This is a genomic window from Psychrobacter aestuarii (assembly GCF_904846035.1).
GTDB classification, from domain to species: domain Bacteria; phylum Pseudomonadota; class Gammaproteobacteria; order Pseudomonadales; family Moraxellaceae; genus Psychrobacter; species Psychrobacter aestuarii.
In genome coordinates, this window is record NZ_CAJGYT010000001.1 from 2020913 (window position 1) to 2038795 (window position 17883).

15 protein-coding genes are annotated in these 17883 nt (G+C 40.6%); 13 read left to right on the forward strand and 2 right to left on the reverse strand.

Features of this window, described 5'->3' with window-relative positions; all coding sequences use genetic code 11:
• Positions 1-3 precede the first annotated feature (3 nt).
• The 10 genes from JMW05_RS08565 to JMW05_RS08610 all read left to right on the forward strand — a co-directional run bounded on the left by JMW05_RS08565 (position 4) and on the right by JMW05_RS08610 (position 10666).
• The gene (locus JMW05_RS08565; protein ID WP_201504885.1) at positions 4-1032 is read left to right on the forward strand and encodes a hypothetical protein; all 1029 of its coding nucleotides are present in this window, start codon (positions 4-6) and stop codon (positions 1030-1032) included.
• An 8-nt stretch (positions 1033-1040) separates the two neighbouring features.
• Entirely contained in the window at positions 1041-1343 is a 303-nt protein-coding gene (locus JMW05_RS08570) for a hypothetical protein (RefSeq protein ID WP_201504886.1), read from the forward strand.
• Entirely contained in the window at positions 1340-1549 is a 210-nt protein-coding gene (locus JMW05_RS08575; protein WP_201504887.1) for a hypothetical protein, read from the forward strand. The genes JMW05_RS08570 and JMW05_RS08575 overlap by 4 nt, the downstream gene beginning before the upstream one ends.
• Before the next feature lie 960 nt (positions 1550-2509).
• Positions 2510-2968 (forward strand): hypothetical protein, encoded by a 459-nt coding sequence (locus JMW05_RS08580; protein WP_201504888.1) that lies wholly within the window; start codon positions 2510-2512, stop codon positions 2966-2968.
• Between the two features lie 131 nt (positions 2969-3099).
• Positions 3100-5850, forward strand: a complete 2751-nt coding sequence (locus JMW05_RS08585; protein WP_201504889.1) for an RHS repeat-associated core domain-containing protein — start codon at positions 3100-3102, stop codon at positions 5848-5850.
• A 47-nt stretch (positions 5851-5897) separates the two neighbouring features.
• Entirely contained in the window at positions 5898-6302 is a 405-nt protein-coding gene (locus JMW05_RS08590; protein ID WP_201504890.1) for a hypothetical protein, read from the forward strand.
• Positions 6303-7570: 1268 nt separating this feature from the next.
• Positions 7571-8770, forward strand: a complete 1200-nt coding sequence (locus JMW05_RS08595; protein WP_201504891.1) for a DUF6708 domain-containing protein — start codon at positions 7571-7573, stop codon at positions 8768-8770.
• Positions 8771-8833: 63 nt separating this feature from the next.
• Positions 8834-9349 (forward strand): hypothetical protein, encoded by a 516-nt coding sequence (locus tag JMW05_RS08600; RefSeq protein ID WP_201504892.1) that lies wholly within the window; start codon positions 8834-8836, stop codon positions 9347-9349.
• An 81-nt stretch (positions 9350-9430) separates the two neighbouring features.
• The gene (locus JMW05_RS08605; RefSeq protein ID WP_201504893.1) at positions 9431-9889 is read left to right on the forward strand and encodes a hypothetical protein; all 459 of its coding nucleotides are present in this window, start codon (positions 9431-9433) and stop codon (positions 9887-9889) included.
• Positions 9890-10225: 336 nt separating this feature from the next.
• Positions 10226-10666 (forward strand): hypothetical protein, encoded by a 441-nt coding sequence (locus tag JMW05_RS08610; protein WP_201504894.1) that lies wholly within the window; start codon positions 10226-10228, stop codon positions 10664-10666.
• Positions 10667-11602: 936 nt separating this feature from the next.
• Here the strand turns inward: JMW05_RS08610 and pnuC are convergent.
• Entirely contained in the window at positions 11603-12358 is a 756-nt protein-coding gene (gene pnuC, locus JMW05_RS08615) for a nicotinamide riboside transporter PnuC (RefSeq protein ID WP_201504895.1), read from the reverse strand.
• Positions 12359-12475: 117 nt separating this feature from the next.
• Positions 12476-13534: a multifunctional transcriptional regulator/nicotinamide-nucleotide adenylyltransferase/ribosylnicotinamide kinase NadR gene (nadR, locus tag JMW05_RS08620; RefSeq protein ID WP_201504896.1), complete on the reverse strand. Its 1059-nt coding sequence runs from the start codon at positions 13532-13534 to the stop codon at positions 12476-12478.
• A 577-nt stretch (positions 13535-14111) separates the two neighbouring features.
• On the opposite strand from nadR, the gene JMW05_RS08625 reads away from it, so the two are divergent.
• From JMW05_RS08625 to glyS, 3 genes are all read left to right on the forward strand, one after another.
• Positions 14112-14324: a PspC domain-containing protein gene (locus JMW05_RS08625; RefSeq protein WP_201504897.1), complete on the forward strand. Its 213-nt coding sequence runs from the start codon at positions 14112-14114 to the stop codon at positions 14322-14324.
• 463 nt (positions 14325-14787) lie between these two features.
• Positions 14788-15780, forward strand: a complete 993-nt coding sequence (glyQ, locus tag JMW05_RS08630) for a glycine--tRNA ligase subunit alpha (protein WP_201505578.1) — start codon at positions 14788-14790, stop codon at positions 15778-15780.
• A gap of 9 nt (positions 15781-15789) precedes the next feature.
• Complete coding sequence (glyS, locus tag JMW05_RS08635; protein ID WP_201504898.1) at positions 15790-17883, forward strand: glycine--tRNA ligase subunit beta; 2094 nt, start codon at positions 15790-15792, stop codon at positions 17881-17883.

The window sequence follows — 17883 nt, forward strand, 5'->3', positions numbered from 1 at the left end:
GATATGAGTTCAGTGAAATATGATCTGATCGTTACCTATAAAAATTTATACTCAAAACCAGAAGGTAAAACGCCACCTATTGATAAAAAAGATTTGAGCTTCGATGCGAATGGATTATCTCAAATACAGAAGTTATCCAATCGTGAGGTAGAAGAAATAGCGTATTATATTAGAGATAGCTCAGGTGATTTAGTTAAGAAAGTTACGGCTAAGCGCTTGTCTAAAACGGGACGATGCAGTGTTTATCCCTTGAAGTTATCTGAGAGTCAATCATTAAATGATCCGAAAAATAATAAAATAGTTGAAGTAGATGATACAGAAGTTGGATGGATGATCATAGAGGAACAGGAGACGCTACATGATTTTCTAACAAGAATATATCAACATCATTATCGTAAAAATGTAGAAGAAGTTAACTTTAGGAAGAATAATCCACATTTAAAAGGAAATCCTATTCTTAATCTCTATCCTGGAGATTTTGTTATTATATCTAACTCTTCAAACGATAAAAATAAAGAGTTAGCAGAAATGAAAAAGGATGTTAAAAAGGAAAAGATTGAGTTCGATAAAACAAAAAAAGAATTTGGTTTTGAAGGTGAAAGGTTCGCAAGAAATATAGATTTTTTACATGATGTGTTATCAAGTTCAGAATACGTGGCACTAACGGAAAAACCTAAAAATCAGAAAAAACCTTCAGATGGTGTTAACTATGCTGCTGTTGCAGCAGGAACTTCCCAAGGAATCGTCACTTTCAATGAAGTGAGTAATAAGAAGGTAACAGAAGCATATTCCAAAATTGTTAAGGCTATGGATTACGAGAAGTCTAAGAAGACTAAATTGGCTAACCCTAAAAACTTCAAATTATTTAAGCAGAAATATAGTAAGCTATTCAAAAATTTTGATAATTCATTTGCACAAAGTTATTTTAAATACAATGCGGGAGTACAGACAGATAAGCTAAGACGACAGATAAAGAAAAATATCTATGCGCGCTCTCCTACATATAAGGGGGGGATAAGTTTACAAAAGTAGGCGGTAATTTGCTTGTGGCTGTTAGCGTTGCTGATGCAACTATGAACATAAAAGATGCATATGGTACAGGAGATAGCAGTCATACTCAGAAAACTATCATTAAAGAAACCTTAAAGCTAGAAGGAAGTCTAGGTGGAGCAGGTATTGGATCAGGAGCAGTAATGTTAGCCGCAGGTGCATTTGGTATTGGAACTTTCGGTGTAGGCTTTATTCTAGTTGGAGTAGTGGCTGCTGGAGCGGGGATCGCAGGCGGTTTATATGGAGCGGGGTTAGGTGAAGATGCTGCTGAATTTATTAATAAGAGAATATGATGAATCAAAAAGATACTTTAGAACTGATTGCTATTTTTATTTTTATAGGAGGAATGCTTAGTTGGATGATTACATATCAATTGTGCATTGTTTATTTTAGAAGAAATAAGAAAGATATATCCTATATTTTGTACTCAGATGAAACGTATTATGATAAAAAAATGGATGGGTATGATATTCATTTTTTTTATCATCGCCATGGCTAGTATTTACATGAATTATCATTTGAAATATAAAAAATATGGTTCGTTTAAAATACCGCAACTAGCTTGGTATCCTGCACTTAGTGACAAAAGTGCACTTAAAATGTACAAGCAACACAAAAAGCTAGTTATTGGTTCATTTTTAACTTTTTCATTAATGGTTTTCTGGTTTGTTGGCAGTAGTTTGTTTATTTGGTTGGCTAAAAAGTAGAATAATATTACAGAAAAGCGTTAGCTTTATTAGAAACTATGAAGACAGTAATGATTGCAAAACATTTATGACGGAGATAGCAATACCGAAATAAAGTTTAGCATATGGAACTGCTGGGGCAGCTTTGGCTACTGTTTTAATAGGCGCTAGTACAGGCGGCGTAGGCTTGATAGTTATTGGTGTTGGAGCAGCTGGTGAGGGGGGGGGTAGCTGGAGGGTATTGGGGTGGTGAAGCTGGAGCATTCTTTGGAGAAAGGCTTGGAGATAAGGTAAATAGTCTATGACTTATGACTTATTAGCAGATATTGGTACTCTTATTTTTATAATAGGTATAGTTTTATGGATGATTTCACAGCAACTAGTTATTCGATACACCCATCGTAATTTAAAGCCTTTATGCAAGTACCTTTATGGTAGTGAAGAATATTATAAAGGAAAGTTGAATATGTATGAAATGTTATTTATGAACTTCATCGCAATCCCTATATATTATTCAATATCAGTTAATATACAGAAAAAAAGGATACTTTCCTATGTTTAAAAATGGTGCTGGTACGATGCATAATAACTTAGACGAAAAAAATACACTTGTACTAATTAAGTATCATTATCAATGGTTAGTTCTAAATGTTATATCTTTATTGATAGCCTTATTCTGGTTCTTTGGTAGTATTCTTTTTATGTTCTTAGCAAAGAGAGCAGATACAGGAAGTTAGTATAGAGAGTGTTTTAAGAGGGATAAAAGAGGTTTTATGAATAGGGTAAAGTTGTTAATTGTACTCGCTATAATTTTTTTAGTTTGTGTGATTTATATTAATTTTATGAATCCGAAAATTATTATTAATAATGATACTAGCCATGATATAAGATTGTATATTACAGAAATAAACAGTAATAATAAATCAGAACCAGATATAGAAGAATCCGATGAAATGACATATGGATACATAGATATAAAACCTAAAGATAGTTATTCAGATATATTAAATTTAGATATTTTTTCTTACAATAAGAAAGACGGTGTTTTGATAGCGGCTATAGCAAAAGATAGTGATTATAATATAAAATTAAATACAAATTCATATTTTTATTTAGATAAAAAGGGTTTTTGTAAGTATGTAATTAATATATACGAAAATAATATAGAATATAATAATGAAGAAATGGGATTGTGTTATAGGAAAATTCTATTAGATGATTATTTTAGGTAAGAGGATATGAAGACGATAAGCTGATCAGCAAAAAAGAACTTATCGGGCGTGATGCTCATACAGGCAAGGCAGAATATAGCGCCGTTCACTATAAGTATGTCGGCAATCAGCTTGTCGCCTATAAAGATGCTTTGGGCAATACGCAGCGCTTTTTTTATAACGATAAAGCGCAACTAACCGAAACTATCAATCCTTTAAAGCATGCCACTAAGTACAGCTATGACGATAAAGGCAATATCATAGAAAAGGTACTGGCAAACGGTAGCCGCTTTAAGTTTGAATTTGATGATAGTGGTAATCTGGTACGTCAAACAGACTGTAGCGGTTATAGCACTGAATATGTCTACGATGAGCAGCAGCGTATAGCACAGGTTGTCAATGCGGAAGGACAAAGTACGCGATATCACTACGATGATAGCAAACCTTGGCTGGATAGCCTTGTGCGTCAAGTTGACTATCCTGATGGTAATACTGTGCAAATGCAATATAACGATCTGGGTCAAGTCACTAAGCGGTCTGCCAATAATGCTAAAGAGGGTATGACGTTTGATTATGACATAGATGGACTATTAAGCAAGCAAACCAATGAGGCAGGGTATAGTCTCACTTATGCTTATGATAGCTATCGTCGTCTGTACGAGCTGACCAATGAAAACAATGAGTATTGGTACTTTAGCTATGACAAAGGCGACAATCTTATAGCAGAAACGCGCTTTGATAGTTATCAGAGTCGTTATACTTATGACGCATTAGGTCATTTAACTACCCAAACAGACAATACCCAACAATCAACGGCACAGCAACGCCGCATCGTTTATGAACGCGACCTACTCGGTCAACTGCGCTACCAAAGTAGCAGTAGTGGAGACCAGACCGAACGCACGGACTATACCTTCAATAAACTAGGACAGCTACTTACGGCAACAAACGAGCACAGCCAAATCAGCCTAACCTATGATGCCAATGTTCAATTGATTAAGGAAAAGCAGTCAAGCTGGCTACCTATCGATGGTATCGAACAGAAATATAATCTTGAGCTACAGCATCATTATGATGAAGTTGGCAACCGTATAAAAACCATTTTGCCAGACGGTAAAGAAATCAATCAGCTCTACTACGGCTCAGGTCATTTGTACAATCAAAGTCTGTTTGACCCCAATGCTGATCAGCATATAGAGCTGCGGCATAGTGAGCGCAACAAACTGCATCTTGAGGTCAGTCGTCAGCAGGGTGTGCTCGATAGTCACTATCACTATGACACTATGGGAAGACTACTTGAGCAGTCCAGTATGTATGACGGACATACCGTCATACAACGTCAGTATCGCTATGACGCAGGACAGCTCACTCAGCTAACAGGTCAGAGCATGGTTCGTCAGCTGAATGATATCCACCCTAACAAAGACAGTGATGACTATGAACTGCTAAACACCTTCACTCGTCATCACCAATATCAGTATGATGTGCTCGGACGTCTCACTGAGCATAAATTCAACAATAGTTATAACGAGCAAGCCACTATTGAACATTTTGCTTTTGATCCAGCCAGTAACCGTGTATCAGTACAAACAGTAGATGATATAGCAGAAAAAGCATTCGCCCATCATGGCAGACCAAGTGAGCTGATTCAGAATAACCAGCGTATTCGCTATGTCTACGACACGCATGGTCGAGTACATCACAAGGCAATAACATCTATTAACGCCACTGATGCCGCATCAAGTGTAGACCTACAACTACACTACAATGCTAATAATGAGCTAAAAAGAAGCGTCCGTATAGAGCACAAAAATACGCAAATCACTGAAACCCAAACCACTTATTACTATGATGCCTTTGGACGGCGTATCACTAAGTACAGTGAAGTTAACAGCCGTACGCAGAATAAAGAGCAGTCAGCACAGGTCAGTACAACCCAATACGAATATATACTTTGGGATGGGGATTTACCGATACAAGCGTACAGTAACCGTCAGGTCTATACCACTGTCTATGATCAGGGCAGCTTTGTTCCTGTTGCTAGATTGATGTGGTTGCGTGATGACCTGTCAAAAGTGGCTAATGATGATTTTAATCAAATAAATCACGAACAAGATAGCAGCGCAATACGAGTCTATCATTATCATAACGATCAACTCGGTACGCCAAATGAGCTGACTAATGAGAAGGGCGAGGTAGTTTGGCTGGCTGATTATGAGGCTTGGGGAAATACTGCAAAGGTTATTTGTCACGAGCAAATGATTGGTAATATACAAGTCAGTCAAAATGAGCTACAACCTATCAGGTTCCAAGGTCAGCACTTTGACGAGGAAACGGGACTACACTATAACCGTTTTAGATATTATGACCCTGATATGGGGATGTTTACCACGCGTGATTCGATAGAGCTCATGGGCGGTAATAATGTGTTCCAGTATGCACCAACTCCCACAGGTTGGGTGGATCCTTTGGGGTTAGAAGTTAGTATTGCAAACGCTGCGAAAACGGCTGGGAGGGTTGGACGTGGTGTGCCAGAAGTTATTTGGCAAGCTATAACGCCGACAACGATGGGTGATGCAACCTTTCATCCTACAGAAGAACAATTAGCGAAAGCGAAAGCAAAATCAGCTACTGATAATCCTTGTACTTCGGGTAATTGTTGTCCACCATGTAATCCTGTTAAAGGCACTATAGGTTACCGCCCCGATTCTGAGGGTTCTGCTCCGCATTATAACAAGCCAAAGGACGTTGCAAAAGCACAAGCACTCGGTGTGCCCGCTGTGGTTGGCATGGAGCCAGCACCCCATTTCAATATGTCTCAAATGAACCAAAATCCAAAAAATTGTCAATGCTTTTGGAAGAGTTTAAAAATAGCCGTACCACCAGTTACACAGCCAGGATGATATGGACCAATGGGAAAAGATTTTTCAAGATAAGGTATTGTAAATATATGGATACAATTTTAATGGGTTACTCCGTGAATATAGTAAATAGTGATCCTGACTGGACTAGGGAGCGAAGGTTACAGTTTTTAATAGATCCTCATATTAGGCTACCAAAGTCAGTAGATAGTAGTGTTTGGGAGGAGAGCTATGATTTTTTAGATGAGTTATCTGAACAAGAGATGATGGATAACTACATTAAATGGCGTGATAAAGAAAGACTGATAGATTTAACAGGTTATAGCGTCACAGAGAAAAATAGGGTGCTAACAGCGAGTTATCTACATTTTTTCGATTATGTTCCAACGGAGGTATGGGCAATGGAATACAGATCAGAATCTATTAACAAGGATTTTATATTTCTTGGATATGATGTTGCAAATGGCAGCACGTTGAGTGGATTATCAAACTGAGGTTATAGTAGTAGCTCTTTAGAATATTGTAGAGAAAATTATTTAAAATATATTAATCAGCATGGTTTATTCGAAAGCTTTGAGGTAGCTTGGGATTTTTTAAGCTATACTAATCAAAGAATCCCAGCAGACTCACCTTTTTATATTTATAGCTTATGTGTAGATAAACCTATTTATTGAGAATCGTAAAATTGGAATAATAAAGTAATAGTATTTTTTAAATTATGATAAATAGCAAAGATGTTTTGAATGCCTTTGCGAAATAGATTGTAAAAAATATATAGCGTTTGATATTTAAGTTAGCATATAAAAATATATGGTTTTTTATGTTTCACGGTATTATAAAAAATAAAAAATAAAAAATAGAGAAAACTAAGAGCTGTCCTATGATAAAGGAGGCTTTAGGAATACGGTTTTAAATGTGTTGTATCGGGTGCGCGCTGGTTGTCCTTGGTGTGACTTACCACTGTATCTTAGCAAGCTTAATATTTTCTATAAATCTTACCAAAAGCGGTTTCGCAGTAGTAAGCTGATTGCACTTTTTACATCATGAGTCAAGTACTCAGATCTTGAATGGATTTTTATAGATAGTACTCATATTAAAGCAGATCAGCACAACAGTAGGCACTATAAGAACCTAGAATAATCTAGTAAAGGTGTGGCAGGGGGAGCGACTAAGACTTACCTAGCAATGGATAAATATACAGAGCCTTATAATAATATACAGAAAAAATTGGGATGTTGTCATGCATGTATCAGCGTTAAGTAAAAGTTTATATTACATATCGAGATTTATACATATATTGCTTTTACCCATAGTATTTTTATCTACTCTTTGGTTTCCTACAGGGCGATGGTGGGAGATAATAGGACTGGTGATACTTTTTGCTATTTGTTTTTATCCTGTCATTACAAAAATAAATATTAAGGTTTTTTTAATATTGATTTTTTCCTCATATTTAATCGTTGCTGTTTTATTCTTTCCAAAAAGCACCTTTGAAAGTGTTTATTTATTCGATTACAGAGCCCTTGTTTTTATGGATGTATTTTTACTCTTCTTAGCAGATGTACTTTATACAAGGAGTATAAGATACTAACAGATAGAGCAGTTAAGTATAAAAGTGGTGTAATAAGATTACAGATTTTTTCTGTAATCTCTTGCGACACAATAAAAAAACAAGAAAAATACCTTTTAGTTATCCTTAATCAACTGGCGCAGCGTCAGAAGTACTATACAAGGCAAAGCAGTAGATGGAACAGAATAAGTTATGGACAGTCATTTAATAGACATGAATGGGCGCTTAGGGTTTACAAAGCGTTTTCCTTATATTTATAGAGGCTACTGGCATATAGGCAGTAAGATTGATGACCTAAAAGGTATTGAGCATATTGTACCGCTGCGCAAAAGCCGTCGCTACGATGTACCGTTGCATCCGCAGCAGACAGTCGTTCAATTCAATTCAACTTATCTTGAGACAATAGGGCGAAATGATAGACGTCGAGGTGATGCGGTAGTTGTTTCAGGCGCTTTAGCAGGTCTAGGAATATATATGCTGATACCTTTTATGAGTTTTGCGTTAGAAGATTTATTAAATGGTGATTACTTTAGTAGTCTTTTTCTAGTTATCGTTTCTCTCACAGTTGGTATAGTAACCTTTCTCATGTTATTCGCTGTTTCTACCGAAGTGCTTACCAGTCGTCATTACCCTGTTCGCTTTAACCGAAAAACACGTAAAGTATATGTTCGTCAATACAATAAAAAAGTTGAAGTATTTAATTGGTCAGACATACACTTTTATATTTTCTATATGAAAGAAGATGCCGATATTAGAGGAGTTAAATTCGCATCAGATGGCGAAACCATAGAAGCGATGTTTGCCTTACCATTTCATATTAAAGGAGATGAAGAAGAGCTAATTATGCATTTTGAATTTTTTACTAGCTATATGAGTAAAAATGAGAAGCAATTTTTACAGGCTAAAAATGCTGTTCGTTATGTCTACCCAATACATAAATATAGAGAAACCCCCATTCAGTCTTTAGAGCGTATCAAGTTAGAGTTTCATTTTGATCATATGAATATGGAATATCCTAAAGAGACCGTCATGCCTAAATACATTTTTGCTATATTCTCTCCTATGATAGCTATTCGGTATGTTGGCAGACTTATTTCAATGCTAACATGCTATCGGCATCGTTTCCCCGAAGCAATCGAAGCTGAATGTAAGATTGACCCCAATGATCCTTATGACTTAAATAAGTATTTACCAGAAGGTAATCTGGAGCAAAACAACAAGCTCTTTTGGAAAACTGTCATTAACCTGATTATGTTTTTATGTGCGCTGATTCTCCTATTATTCGTAGGCGCTTTTCTTATAGATATGATGGGCGCTGCAAGACCACACGGTGACTATCCAAGTTTGGTCGATAAGCTTTGGTACATGGTTAGTTTGGGTTGGTTGCCCTAAAATATAAGTATCTAATATGAAGCATGCTAACGGTCGACATTCTGTCAGTAGAAAGGCTAAACAATGCAATTACGCGACGATTTTTCCAAACACATTAGCGAGCTGAATAACCCGCTTGAGCGACCTTATAGCAGAGATATTGATACCTCTTTACTAAAAAATATTGACGACATTAATCATTTAAATAAAGAAATTCAAAATATAAATCCTGATTATATGACATTTTTACCAGCTTATTTCTGGGTCTTTTACTTTGCTATTAGCTGGGTGTATTTCTCAGTATTTTTCTTTATAATCAGTTTAATTGACGATATAAACTATTTTTATTTGAATGATTGGTCTATTATAAACGTTTTTGTAACGCTTTTTATATTTGTATCATCATGTACACCCTTAATTCTACTTCTCTATCAGTTCATCAGAAAATATCCATACCGCACTCAATACTATTTCTTAAAAAAAGAACAAAAGATTGCGTATTACTATCGTCCATTAATGAAGTTTAGGCAGCCTTATGAGCTTAGAATAGTCGATTATAAAGATGTTCATCCAGACCTACATTTAGATCGCTATAACTAAGCTTATACACCGCTCAATCTTTATGTCGCAGATCCTAAAACGGGTGCTATCACTCATCACCTTAAGCTTGAGGACTATAGAGTGGATCCCCGCGTACAGTGGGCATTTATTCGTACCTATATGGAGCGTCCAGCTGAGGATTTACCGATTGATAACGAGATTTGCCAAGCCTATCCTGCAGATACCAGCAAGTCGTTATTTGCGTGCGCAGATATTATTTATCGTAAATTAGGCATACTAAACAGCCGTCATACAGGCGCTGGGCGGGCGGTTATGCTGATAGTTGGGTCACTCATTGCGCTGGGTAACTTATTTCAATCCAATCATTATCAGTGTACCAAGCGCGCTATTTTACACCCTGAGGTAAATAAGCTATTGACGTGGGATAGTCAGTACAACCCTTACCCCATACAACCGATAACCCCCGAAGCGCAAAAGGCATTTGCAGGTAAAAACTGGCAGGTCAATCTCTCTTGGATGGTTGCTATCGGTATTAATGTCTGGCTATTTGCGCTGGCAGTGATGGCTTATAACGGTTAAATGAAATGCAACTATTGCTATATTGTCACACTGGTCAATGAGCGTGCACGATTACCTAAGCTTGGCCGCCTTGGTAGAGGACATCGTCAGTCCCTTTGGCTTTGACATAACAATGAGCGACGCGCTCAAAGACTGCCACATTGCTGTTCAAAGACCTTTACCACCAAGCAATACGTGGTCTAAAACCTTCTATTATAAGTACAAATATTGCGATGTATATACCTCTAAGAGAAATAACTTTTTAGTCGAATAATCAAGTTTAGATTCTTAAAGTTAAAAATTATTGTCTTAGATGATTAATAGGGTTGTGTTTTTTAAATTTATACGAGCTTTTATATGAAATATAAAACAACTGTATTTACATTGATTGTTGTTGTGTTCGGTGTTTTTTACAGCTTTTTCTTTCCAAAGTTAAAGGTGATTAATAATACAGGTTATGCTATTAGAGCAACTAAAGGTGAATTTAAAAATAAAAATTCCGATCCTGATCTGGATGAAGTAGAGGATATTTTTGATAATATAGTATATGTAAAACCAAATGAAAGTCATACTTATAATATTAGTATGAGATCCATAAGAAATGATGAGAAAATAAGAGTGGATGTATCATACGAAAAAGAAGGTTTGGTTTTAGGAAGGAGTTTTATGATAGGAGATAGCGGATCTTGCAAGTATAAAATAAATGTCTATGATAGTTACAATGACATTGAGAGCACAGGATTGAATATTTGCTATAAGAAGTTATTTTTAACTAAAGGTGGTATTTATTTGAATTAATAATAAAAATTAATCGCTATTGTTTTAGGTAGACAGTGGATGCTAAAAAATATGAGAATTTTAAAATACTCTTTACTGTTTATAGTTTTATTTATAGTTCTCTCTATTACATATTCTTATATTCTGAGCCCTAGGATAGAAGTAGTTAACTTAAAAAATTATGATTTAAAGTTATTTAGAGGTGAGTCTAACGCTAATTCTATAGAGCCTTCATTGGAAGAGGTAGATAGAATGCTCAATAGTACTACTACCATAAGACCCCAAGAGTCATATTCCTTTAGCATTAGACGAGAGTACGTTTTCTCTAGTGAAAAAAACAAAGTCAATATGGCTTTGTATGATGCTGATTCAATCAATACAACATCTACAGAGTATTCAAACGAATTTTTTATTAGTGATAGTGGGTTTTGTAAGTACACGATTGAAATTTATAATGATTATATAGATGTAAAAACAAGTAGTTTTAATATTTGCTATAAGAGGCTGCTTATGGTCGAATAAACCACCAAGATTTTTAAGTATACTTAATATAAAATAAATAATAGTTTTCTTTTATATTATATAGGAAAAGACCTTGCATTCTCAGAAATGTGTAATTGCTTGGTTAGTGGGTTTATTAGGCTATCAGAAAATAACGGCTACTTACGTAAAATTATTAACGCTATAAGTATAAAAAATCGGAAAGATTGAGTGTCTAAAAATATAAAGGCAAAATTTAAAAATATTAACTCTCATAACTAGCGTTCCTATTTACAAGAGTTAAAAAAATTGAGCCCAAAGAGTAGCTTGTTAAAGCTCGTAAAAATTTCATTGCAGCCATAAAATATCTTGCTATTTACGCTGGCAGTGATGGCTTATAACGGTTAAACGGTTTGTTTATACCTAACAGCTTACCCTAAACTGACTAAAAGTGTAGGGCAAGACATTAAGTAAGCTTTATGAACTCGCTGGAGTTTTGGCGGCATCTTGCTCACTACGCTGCCACTCATACAAGCCCACAAAGGCATTGACCTGATACACCATGGTTTGAATGGCAAAGATATAGTTGCCTGACATCAGATTGACGACGAGCCAAACGAAATTCACAATAATCCACAGCCACCAGTTAAATGAATAGCGTAAAATCATCGCCGCCTGCGCGGTGATAGACAGCACGAACGCCAACACGTTAATCCAAAAGAACGATATCACGCCCAAAAACAAGCTGTTGTCATTTTCGACCACCGCATAGCCGTAGCTGGCGAGCAAACGGTTCACGGTTGGGAAAAGCGCCAAGCCAATCACAATAAATGCGGCAGTAATCAGCCACACCCATTTGCTTGCCGATTTGGGTACCATATCGCCATCAGCATCGGTGTGCTTTGACCAATAAAAAATACCGTAGACATGAGTAAAAAAGTTAAACAACGGCGCGAGCATCAGACCCACCGCGCCTGAGGTCGCCTGTACCACCACTTCACCTGCGGTCGCTGCCATGCCCAGACCATTGCCCATGACGTTTTTACGAAATGACAGCGACACCACGCAGATGAGTCCCACAAAGGACACGCCCAAGTAAAACATGTCCAGTCCCGTGTGTTCTGTCGTCAGCCAAAACCCCGCTGATAGCGCCGCGACCCCAAAGATAAACCAAGCGACAATCCATTGCATCGCCCATTTGCCTGTTAAATTGTCCAAAAATTCAATACGCATACGCTCATCCTTACTCGTGTTGGTTGTTCTTTTTATTATTAAAAATGATTAACAAAGGGTCAAAATCTCAAAAATCGTGCTTAATAGGCACGTTGTCCGCGCACAATAAACAGTCAATCAATCGTCATTTTGCTGATAGATATGCGCGTTAATAAATGCCACTGCCGCCTGATAGCGCGCGTCATAATCAGGCTCATCAATCACATGCGGGGTGATGTTATGGCGCGCAAATATCTCAATCAGCCGCCCTTCAAAGCGTCCACGCGCTTCAGGGTCGCCCAGCGAGCGCATGCCATCATCGACCCACGGCGTATTGTTGTCGAGCATGATGGTGTAGTCGCAGCGAAAGGTCTCCGCGCAGGCAGCCACAAACGGATGCGTGCGTCCCTCATACTCTTCACAAAATGCCTGCGTGGTCACAAAGTCGGTGTCAATGATGGTGACAGGCGCCAGCGCTTCTTTTGTCGCAGCGCGCATCGCCTCGGCATGGTCGAGGGCAATCGGCGCGTAGTCGCTGTATTGCAAGCCCAGCTCACTACCGCCCAAGTCCGTGCCCACATACAGCCGTCCCATTTCCAGCGCGTAGCTTGCGCCATAGTGGTTGACCAGCTTGTGTACCAAGGTGGTTTTGCCTGAGCTTTCACCGCCGACGATAGCCACGGTTTTGGTATAGTCGCCGCGCGCCTCAGGATGCAGCGTTGACCAATGCGCCACAGGGTTTGCCGCGATGGCTAAGCTATCAAAGTCCGTTTTTGCTAACGTCACAAAGGGCAGGGCAGCGGTTGCTATCTCTTTGTCGTGAACGTCATCTAGCTGAGCAAAGATACTGTCTTCGGTCACATACAGCGGCGTCTCGGCAGGGCATTCTAGCGTTTTATAAAGGTCAGTAATTTGCGTTTGATAATCGCTCAATGATGTAGGCAACGCCTTGGTATCGTAAGCAGGAATAGGGTCTTGTGACAGATGCAGCACCACAAAAGGCAAATCGGCGCACGCCATCTGTAGCCAGCGCGCCTTGTCTTGCAAGGTAATGGCAAAATCAGTATGCGGGTGCGCACTTGGGGTAATCACCACATGCAGCGTTTTGACTTGTCCTACTGCTGCCATAATGTGGCGCAAATGTCCCAAATGTAGCGGCTCAAAATCCGATATCAATACGCCAATCTCATCTGTCATCGCTTGTCTTATCCTTATTGTTTTTGTTGTGTGTGTTACCTACGCGCCTTAAGGCTGCGTTACTTCGGATATGGTATAAACAATCGCTACGGCTTGCAGGTGGGTTATTGTAAATGGCGGGGCGGTTGTGCTGCATAGATGTAAATAATCACCGAATCAAATTTATGCGTTTAATTTGAAACACTTAGCAGTCAAAACAGGCAAAAGTAACATGAGCGCAACAAAGCTCACGTCGAAACATTTTGAAATAGTTATTTAGAATCAGGGGTTTACATTAAGGCGTGACAGGTAAGGGCAACGTTACGTTGCACAAGTTCACAAAGTACACTCATACACTCAACAGTAACAAAGCATCTGCTTGTTATACTCAAAGGCAAGTACACAGCACGATACTTTTATAAAAAAATACGCTCAACAAATGAGTAAGTAGAACAATAAAATAAATATAAAAAAGTGTCGGTGCTGTGTTCTGATATCTGACGGTTACTATTTATAAGTAGGGCATGATCAATCGCTTATAAAACATAAAACGAATAAAAAGTGTCACAACACATTATAGAGAAGAGAGGTACGTATTTTGGCATCACTTGCAAAACTACACAGGTCACGAAAGAACCGCATGCTTGCTGGTGTGATGGGTGGTATTGCCGAATATTTTGGCTGGTCGCCATTTTGGGTACGCGTACTATTCGTTATCATTTCTTCAGTGAGTGTTGCCGTTCCTGGTATTTTGATTTATATCATTTTATGGATTGTGATGCCGAACGCGACTGACGCTTCCTATCGTTGATGTTGATATGGTTAACTGTAGACGATAAATCAATAAAAACGAACCCTTTAGTAATGAATGATAAGCAGTAATGAACGATAGCGAACATAGGGACGTGTTCGCCTGATAGATTCAGTTACCAGTATAAGTGACAGATTAATAATAATAAGAACAAGTGCGTACTTATAATAATAAACCTGCACAAGCAGGATTACCGACATCCGCTTTTCCTCCTGCCCAGATGCTCATCCATCTGGGTATTTTTTTGTGCAAAAACTGCCACATAAAGCCTTGGCCGAAAATTTAGTTGCGCGACGTATGGATAAAACCCCCATTTTTTAGTAAGGTGAGCAAGCAAACGGACGCACTAAGGCTACGCACGCTGATATTGCCAGATGCGCAGGCGCGCTGCGTTCGTCTGGTCTCATACTTTTTATTCTAAAGTGACTTTTTTATGACTTCCCAAGCTATGACCTCACAACCGATGACCTTTCAAGATTTGATTCTCACGCTACAAAATTATTGGGCGTCTAAGGGCTGCGTGATTTTGCAGCCGTATGATATGGAAGTGGGCGCAGGCACGTTTCATACCGCGACATTTTTGCGCTCGTTAGGTCCTGAGCGCTGGAACGCCGCCTATGTGCAGCCATCACGCCGCCCAACCGACGGACGCTATGGCGACAACCCCAACCGTTTGCAGCATTACTACCAGTTTCAGGTGGTACTAAAGCCAAACCCACCAAACATCCAAGAGCTGTATTTGGACTCGCTGCGTGCGATTGGCATTGACCCTTTGGTACATGACATTCGCTTTGTCGAAGACAACTGGGAATCACCAACGCTCGGCGCGTGGGGTCTTGGCTGGGAAGTGTGGCTGAACGGTATGGAAGTCACCCAGTTTACGTATTTTCAGCAAGTGGGCGGCATTGAGTGCTTCCCTGTCACAGGCGAGATTACCTACGGTCTTGAGCGCCTTGCGATGTATGTGCAAGGGGTGGACAGCGTATATGACCTCGTGTGGGCGGACGGTGAGTTCGGTCGTGTGAGCTACGGCGATGTGTTCCATCAAAACGAAGTGGAACAATCGACCTATAACTTTGAGCACGCCGATATTGAAAAGACCTCAGAGCTGTTTGATTTTTATGAAGACCAAGCGGATAAGCTAACGGCGGCAGGCTTGCCATTGCCAGCCTATGAGATGGTGCTCAAAGCGTCACACGCCTTTAACCTACTGGACGCACGCGGCGCGATTTCGGTCACTGAGCGTCAGCGCTTTATTCTGCGTGTGCGCACGCTAGCGCGTAAAGTTGCCTTTGGTTATGTCGAAGCGCGTGCCAAACTGGGCTTCCCATTAGCGGACGACGCACACCGCGCCGAGGCGTTAGAAAAATACCTGCCCAAAGAAGAAACGGCAGCCACTACCGAAAGCAACACCAAAGACAGTACCGAAAACAACACTGCGAACGCGCAACAATAGGAGCACCTCATGACCACCATTTTATTTGAATTAGGATGCGAAGAGCTGCCCCCAAAAAGTCTAAAGCCACTACGTGACGCGCTTACCAGCAGCGTGACTGAGCAACTAAATGCCGCTGAGATTGGCTTTGCCGAGATTGTTGCCTTTGCTGCGCCGCGCCGCTTAGCGATTCAAATCAAAGACATCGCGGACAAACAGCCTGACCGCAGCGAGCAAAAACGCGGTCCTGCGATTAAAGCCGCCTTTGATGCGGACGGCAACCCAACCCGCGCAGCCATCGGCTTTGCCAAAGGTTTGGGCATTGAGCCATCGGAGCTGACGACCATCAACACCGATAAAGGCGACTACGTGGGCTATGAGCAGACCATTCATGGTAAAGCCACTGCCGAGCTGCTGCCTGAGATTTTCCAAACCGCGCTCGATAACCTGCCGATTGCCAAGCGTATGCGCTCGGGCGCGTCAAAAGAAGAGTTTGTACGTCCTGTACAGTGGGTGGTGTTGATGCAAGATGACGCGGTGATTGACGCGACCATCCAAGGACATCAGACGGGCAAGCAAACCCGTGGTCACCGCTTCCACAGCCCTGACTATCGCGACATCGACCATGCCGATAACTACGAAGCCCTGCTCGAAGACGCACGCGTGATTGCCAACTTTGACAAGCGTCAGATGATGATTGCCAATCAAGTCAAGGCATTAGCGACCGAAGTCAACGCCCAAGCTATCGTGCCTGAAGCGCTACTCGATGAAGTCACCGCACTGGTTGATTTACCGATTGCATTGCGCGCCAGCTTTGAGCCGCGCTTTTTGCAAGTGCCACAAGAGGCGCTCATCTCGACCATGCAGGCGGACCAAAAGTATTTTTGTCTGACCGATGATGCGGGCAAATTGCAGCCGTACTTTATTTTTATTACCAACATCGAATCTAGAGACCCTGCGCAGATTGTCTCTGGTAACGAAAAAGTGGTGCGTCCACGTCTTGCCGATGCTGAGTTTTTCTTCTTACAAGACCAAAAGCAACCTTTGTTTGCGCTGACCGAAAGCTTGAAAACCCGCGTCTTTCAAGAGCAGCTTGGCACGATTTTTGAAAAATCAGAGCGTATCGCTAAGCTTGCTGGCTTTATCGCAGGCTTGCTACAGCAAAACGGGCACACGATTAATATTGATGAGACCGTACGCGCGGCGATGCTCGCCAAAGCCGATTTGACAAGCTCGCTGGTCGGTGAGTTCCCTGAGCTACAAGGCATCGCTGGCACGTATTATGCGCGTCTGAACGACGAGCCTGAAGCGGTCGCCGCAAGTTTAGAGGAGCAGTATTTGCCCAAGTTCAGTGGCGACGCATTGCCACAAACGCCGATTGGCATTTGCTTAGCACTTGCTGACAGACTCGATACCTTGGTCGGTATTTTTGCCATCGGTCAAGCGCCGACAGGCTCAAAAGACCCGTTCAGCCTACGCCGTCAAGCGATTGGTATTTTGCGTATCTTGATTGAAAAGCAGCTGCCTATCAATGTCGTGGCGCTGGTTGAGCAAGCGATTAAGAACTACAACAGCGGCGAGACGCAAAAAGTCGCTAAGATGGGCGAGACCTTTACCCAAGTGATGGCGTTCTTAAACTCGCGCTACCGTGCGATGTACACCGAGCAAGGCGTGAGCGTGGACACTATCCAAGCGGTGCAAGCGATTAACCCGCACATGCCGCTTGATTTTGACCAGCGTATCCACGCCGTGCAGCACTTTAGAGCCTTGCCACAAGCGGCAGGTCTTGCTGATGCCAATAAGCGCGTGGCGAATATCTTGGCAAAGTCAGAAGATAAGCCAAGCGATGCGGTAGATACAGCGCTACTACAAGAAGCGCCAGAGCAAGCCTTGTATGAGGCGATTGAGCAGGCGAAAGCAGTCACCGCGCCGCTGATTGATGACGCCAATTACACGCAAGTGCTTGAGCAATTGGCGCAACTAGAAGCGCCGTTGACCGCGTTCTTTGCTGACGTGATGGTGAACAGTGAAGACGTGGCGCTACGCCGTAACCGCTTGGCGTTACTCAGCCAAGTACGTGCGCTGTTCTTAACCGTTGCCGATATCAGCGAATTGCAGATGTAA

Coding starts and splice junctions, on each gene's coding strand:
- JMW05_RS08575 (WP_201504887.1), top strand. CDS start 1,340: ATGATGAATCAAAAAGATACTTTAGAACTGATTGCTATTTTTATTTTT.
- JMW05_RS08600 (WP_201504892.1), top strand. CDS start 8,834: ATGCAATTACGCGACGATTTTTCCAAACACATTAGCGAGCTGAATAAC.
- glyQ (WP_201505578.1), top strand. CDS start 14,788: ATGACCTTTCAAGATTTGATTCTCACGCTACAAAATTATTGGGCGTCT.
- pnuC (WP_201504895.1), bottom strand. CDS start 12,358: ATGCGTATTGAATTTTTGGACAATTTAACAGGCAAATGGGCGATGCAA.
- JMW05_RS08590 (WP_201504890.1), top strand. CDS start 5,898: ATGGATACAATTTTAATGGGTTACTCCGTGAATATAGTAAATAGTGAT.
- glyS (WP_201504898.1), top strand. CDS start 15,790: ATGACCACCATTTTATTTGAATTAGGATGCGAAGAGCTGCCCCCAAAA.
- JMW05_RS08580 (WP_201504888.1), top strand. CDS start 2,510: ATGAATAGGGTAAAGTTGTTAATTGTACTCGCTATAATTTTTTTAGTT.
- JMW05_RS08595 (WP_201504891.1), top strand. CDS start 7,571: ATGGACAGTCATTTAATAGACATGAATGGGCGCTTAGGGTTTACAAAG.
- JMW05_RS08610 (WP_201504894.1), top strand. CDS start 10,226: ATGAAATATAAAACAACTGTATTTACATTGATTGTTGTTGTGTTCGGT.
- JMW05_RS08565 (WP_201504885.1), top strand. CDS start 4: ATGAGTTCAGTGAAATATGATCTGATCGTTACCTATAAAAATTTATAC.
- nadR (WP_201504896.1), bottom strand. CDS start 13,534: ATGACAGATGAGATTGGCGTATTGATATCGGATTTTGAGCCGCTACAT.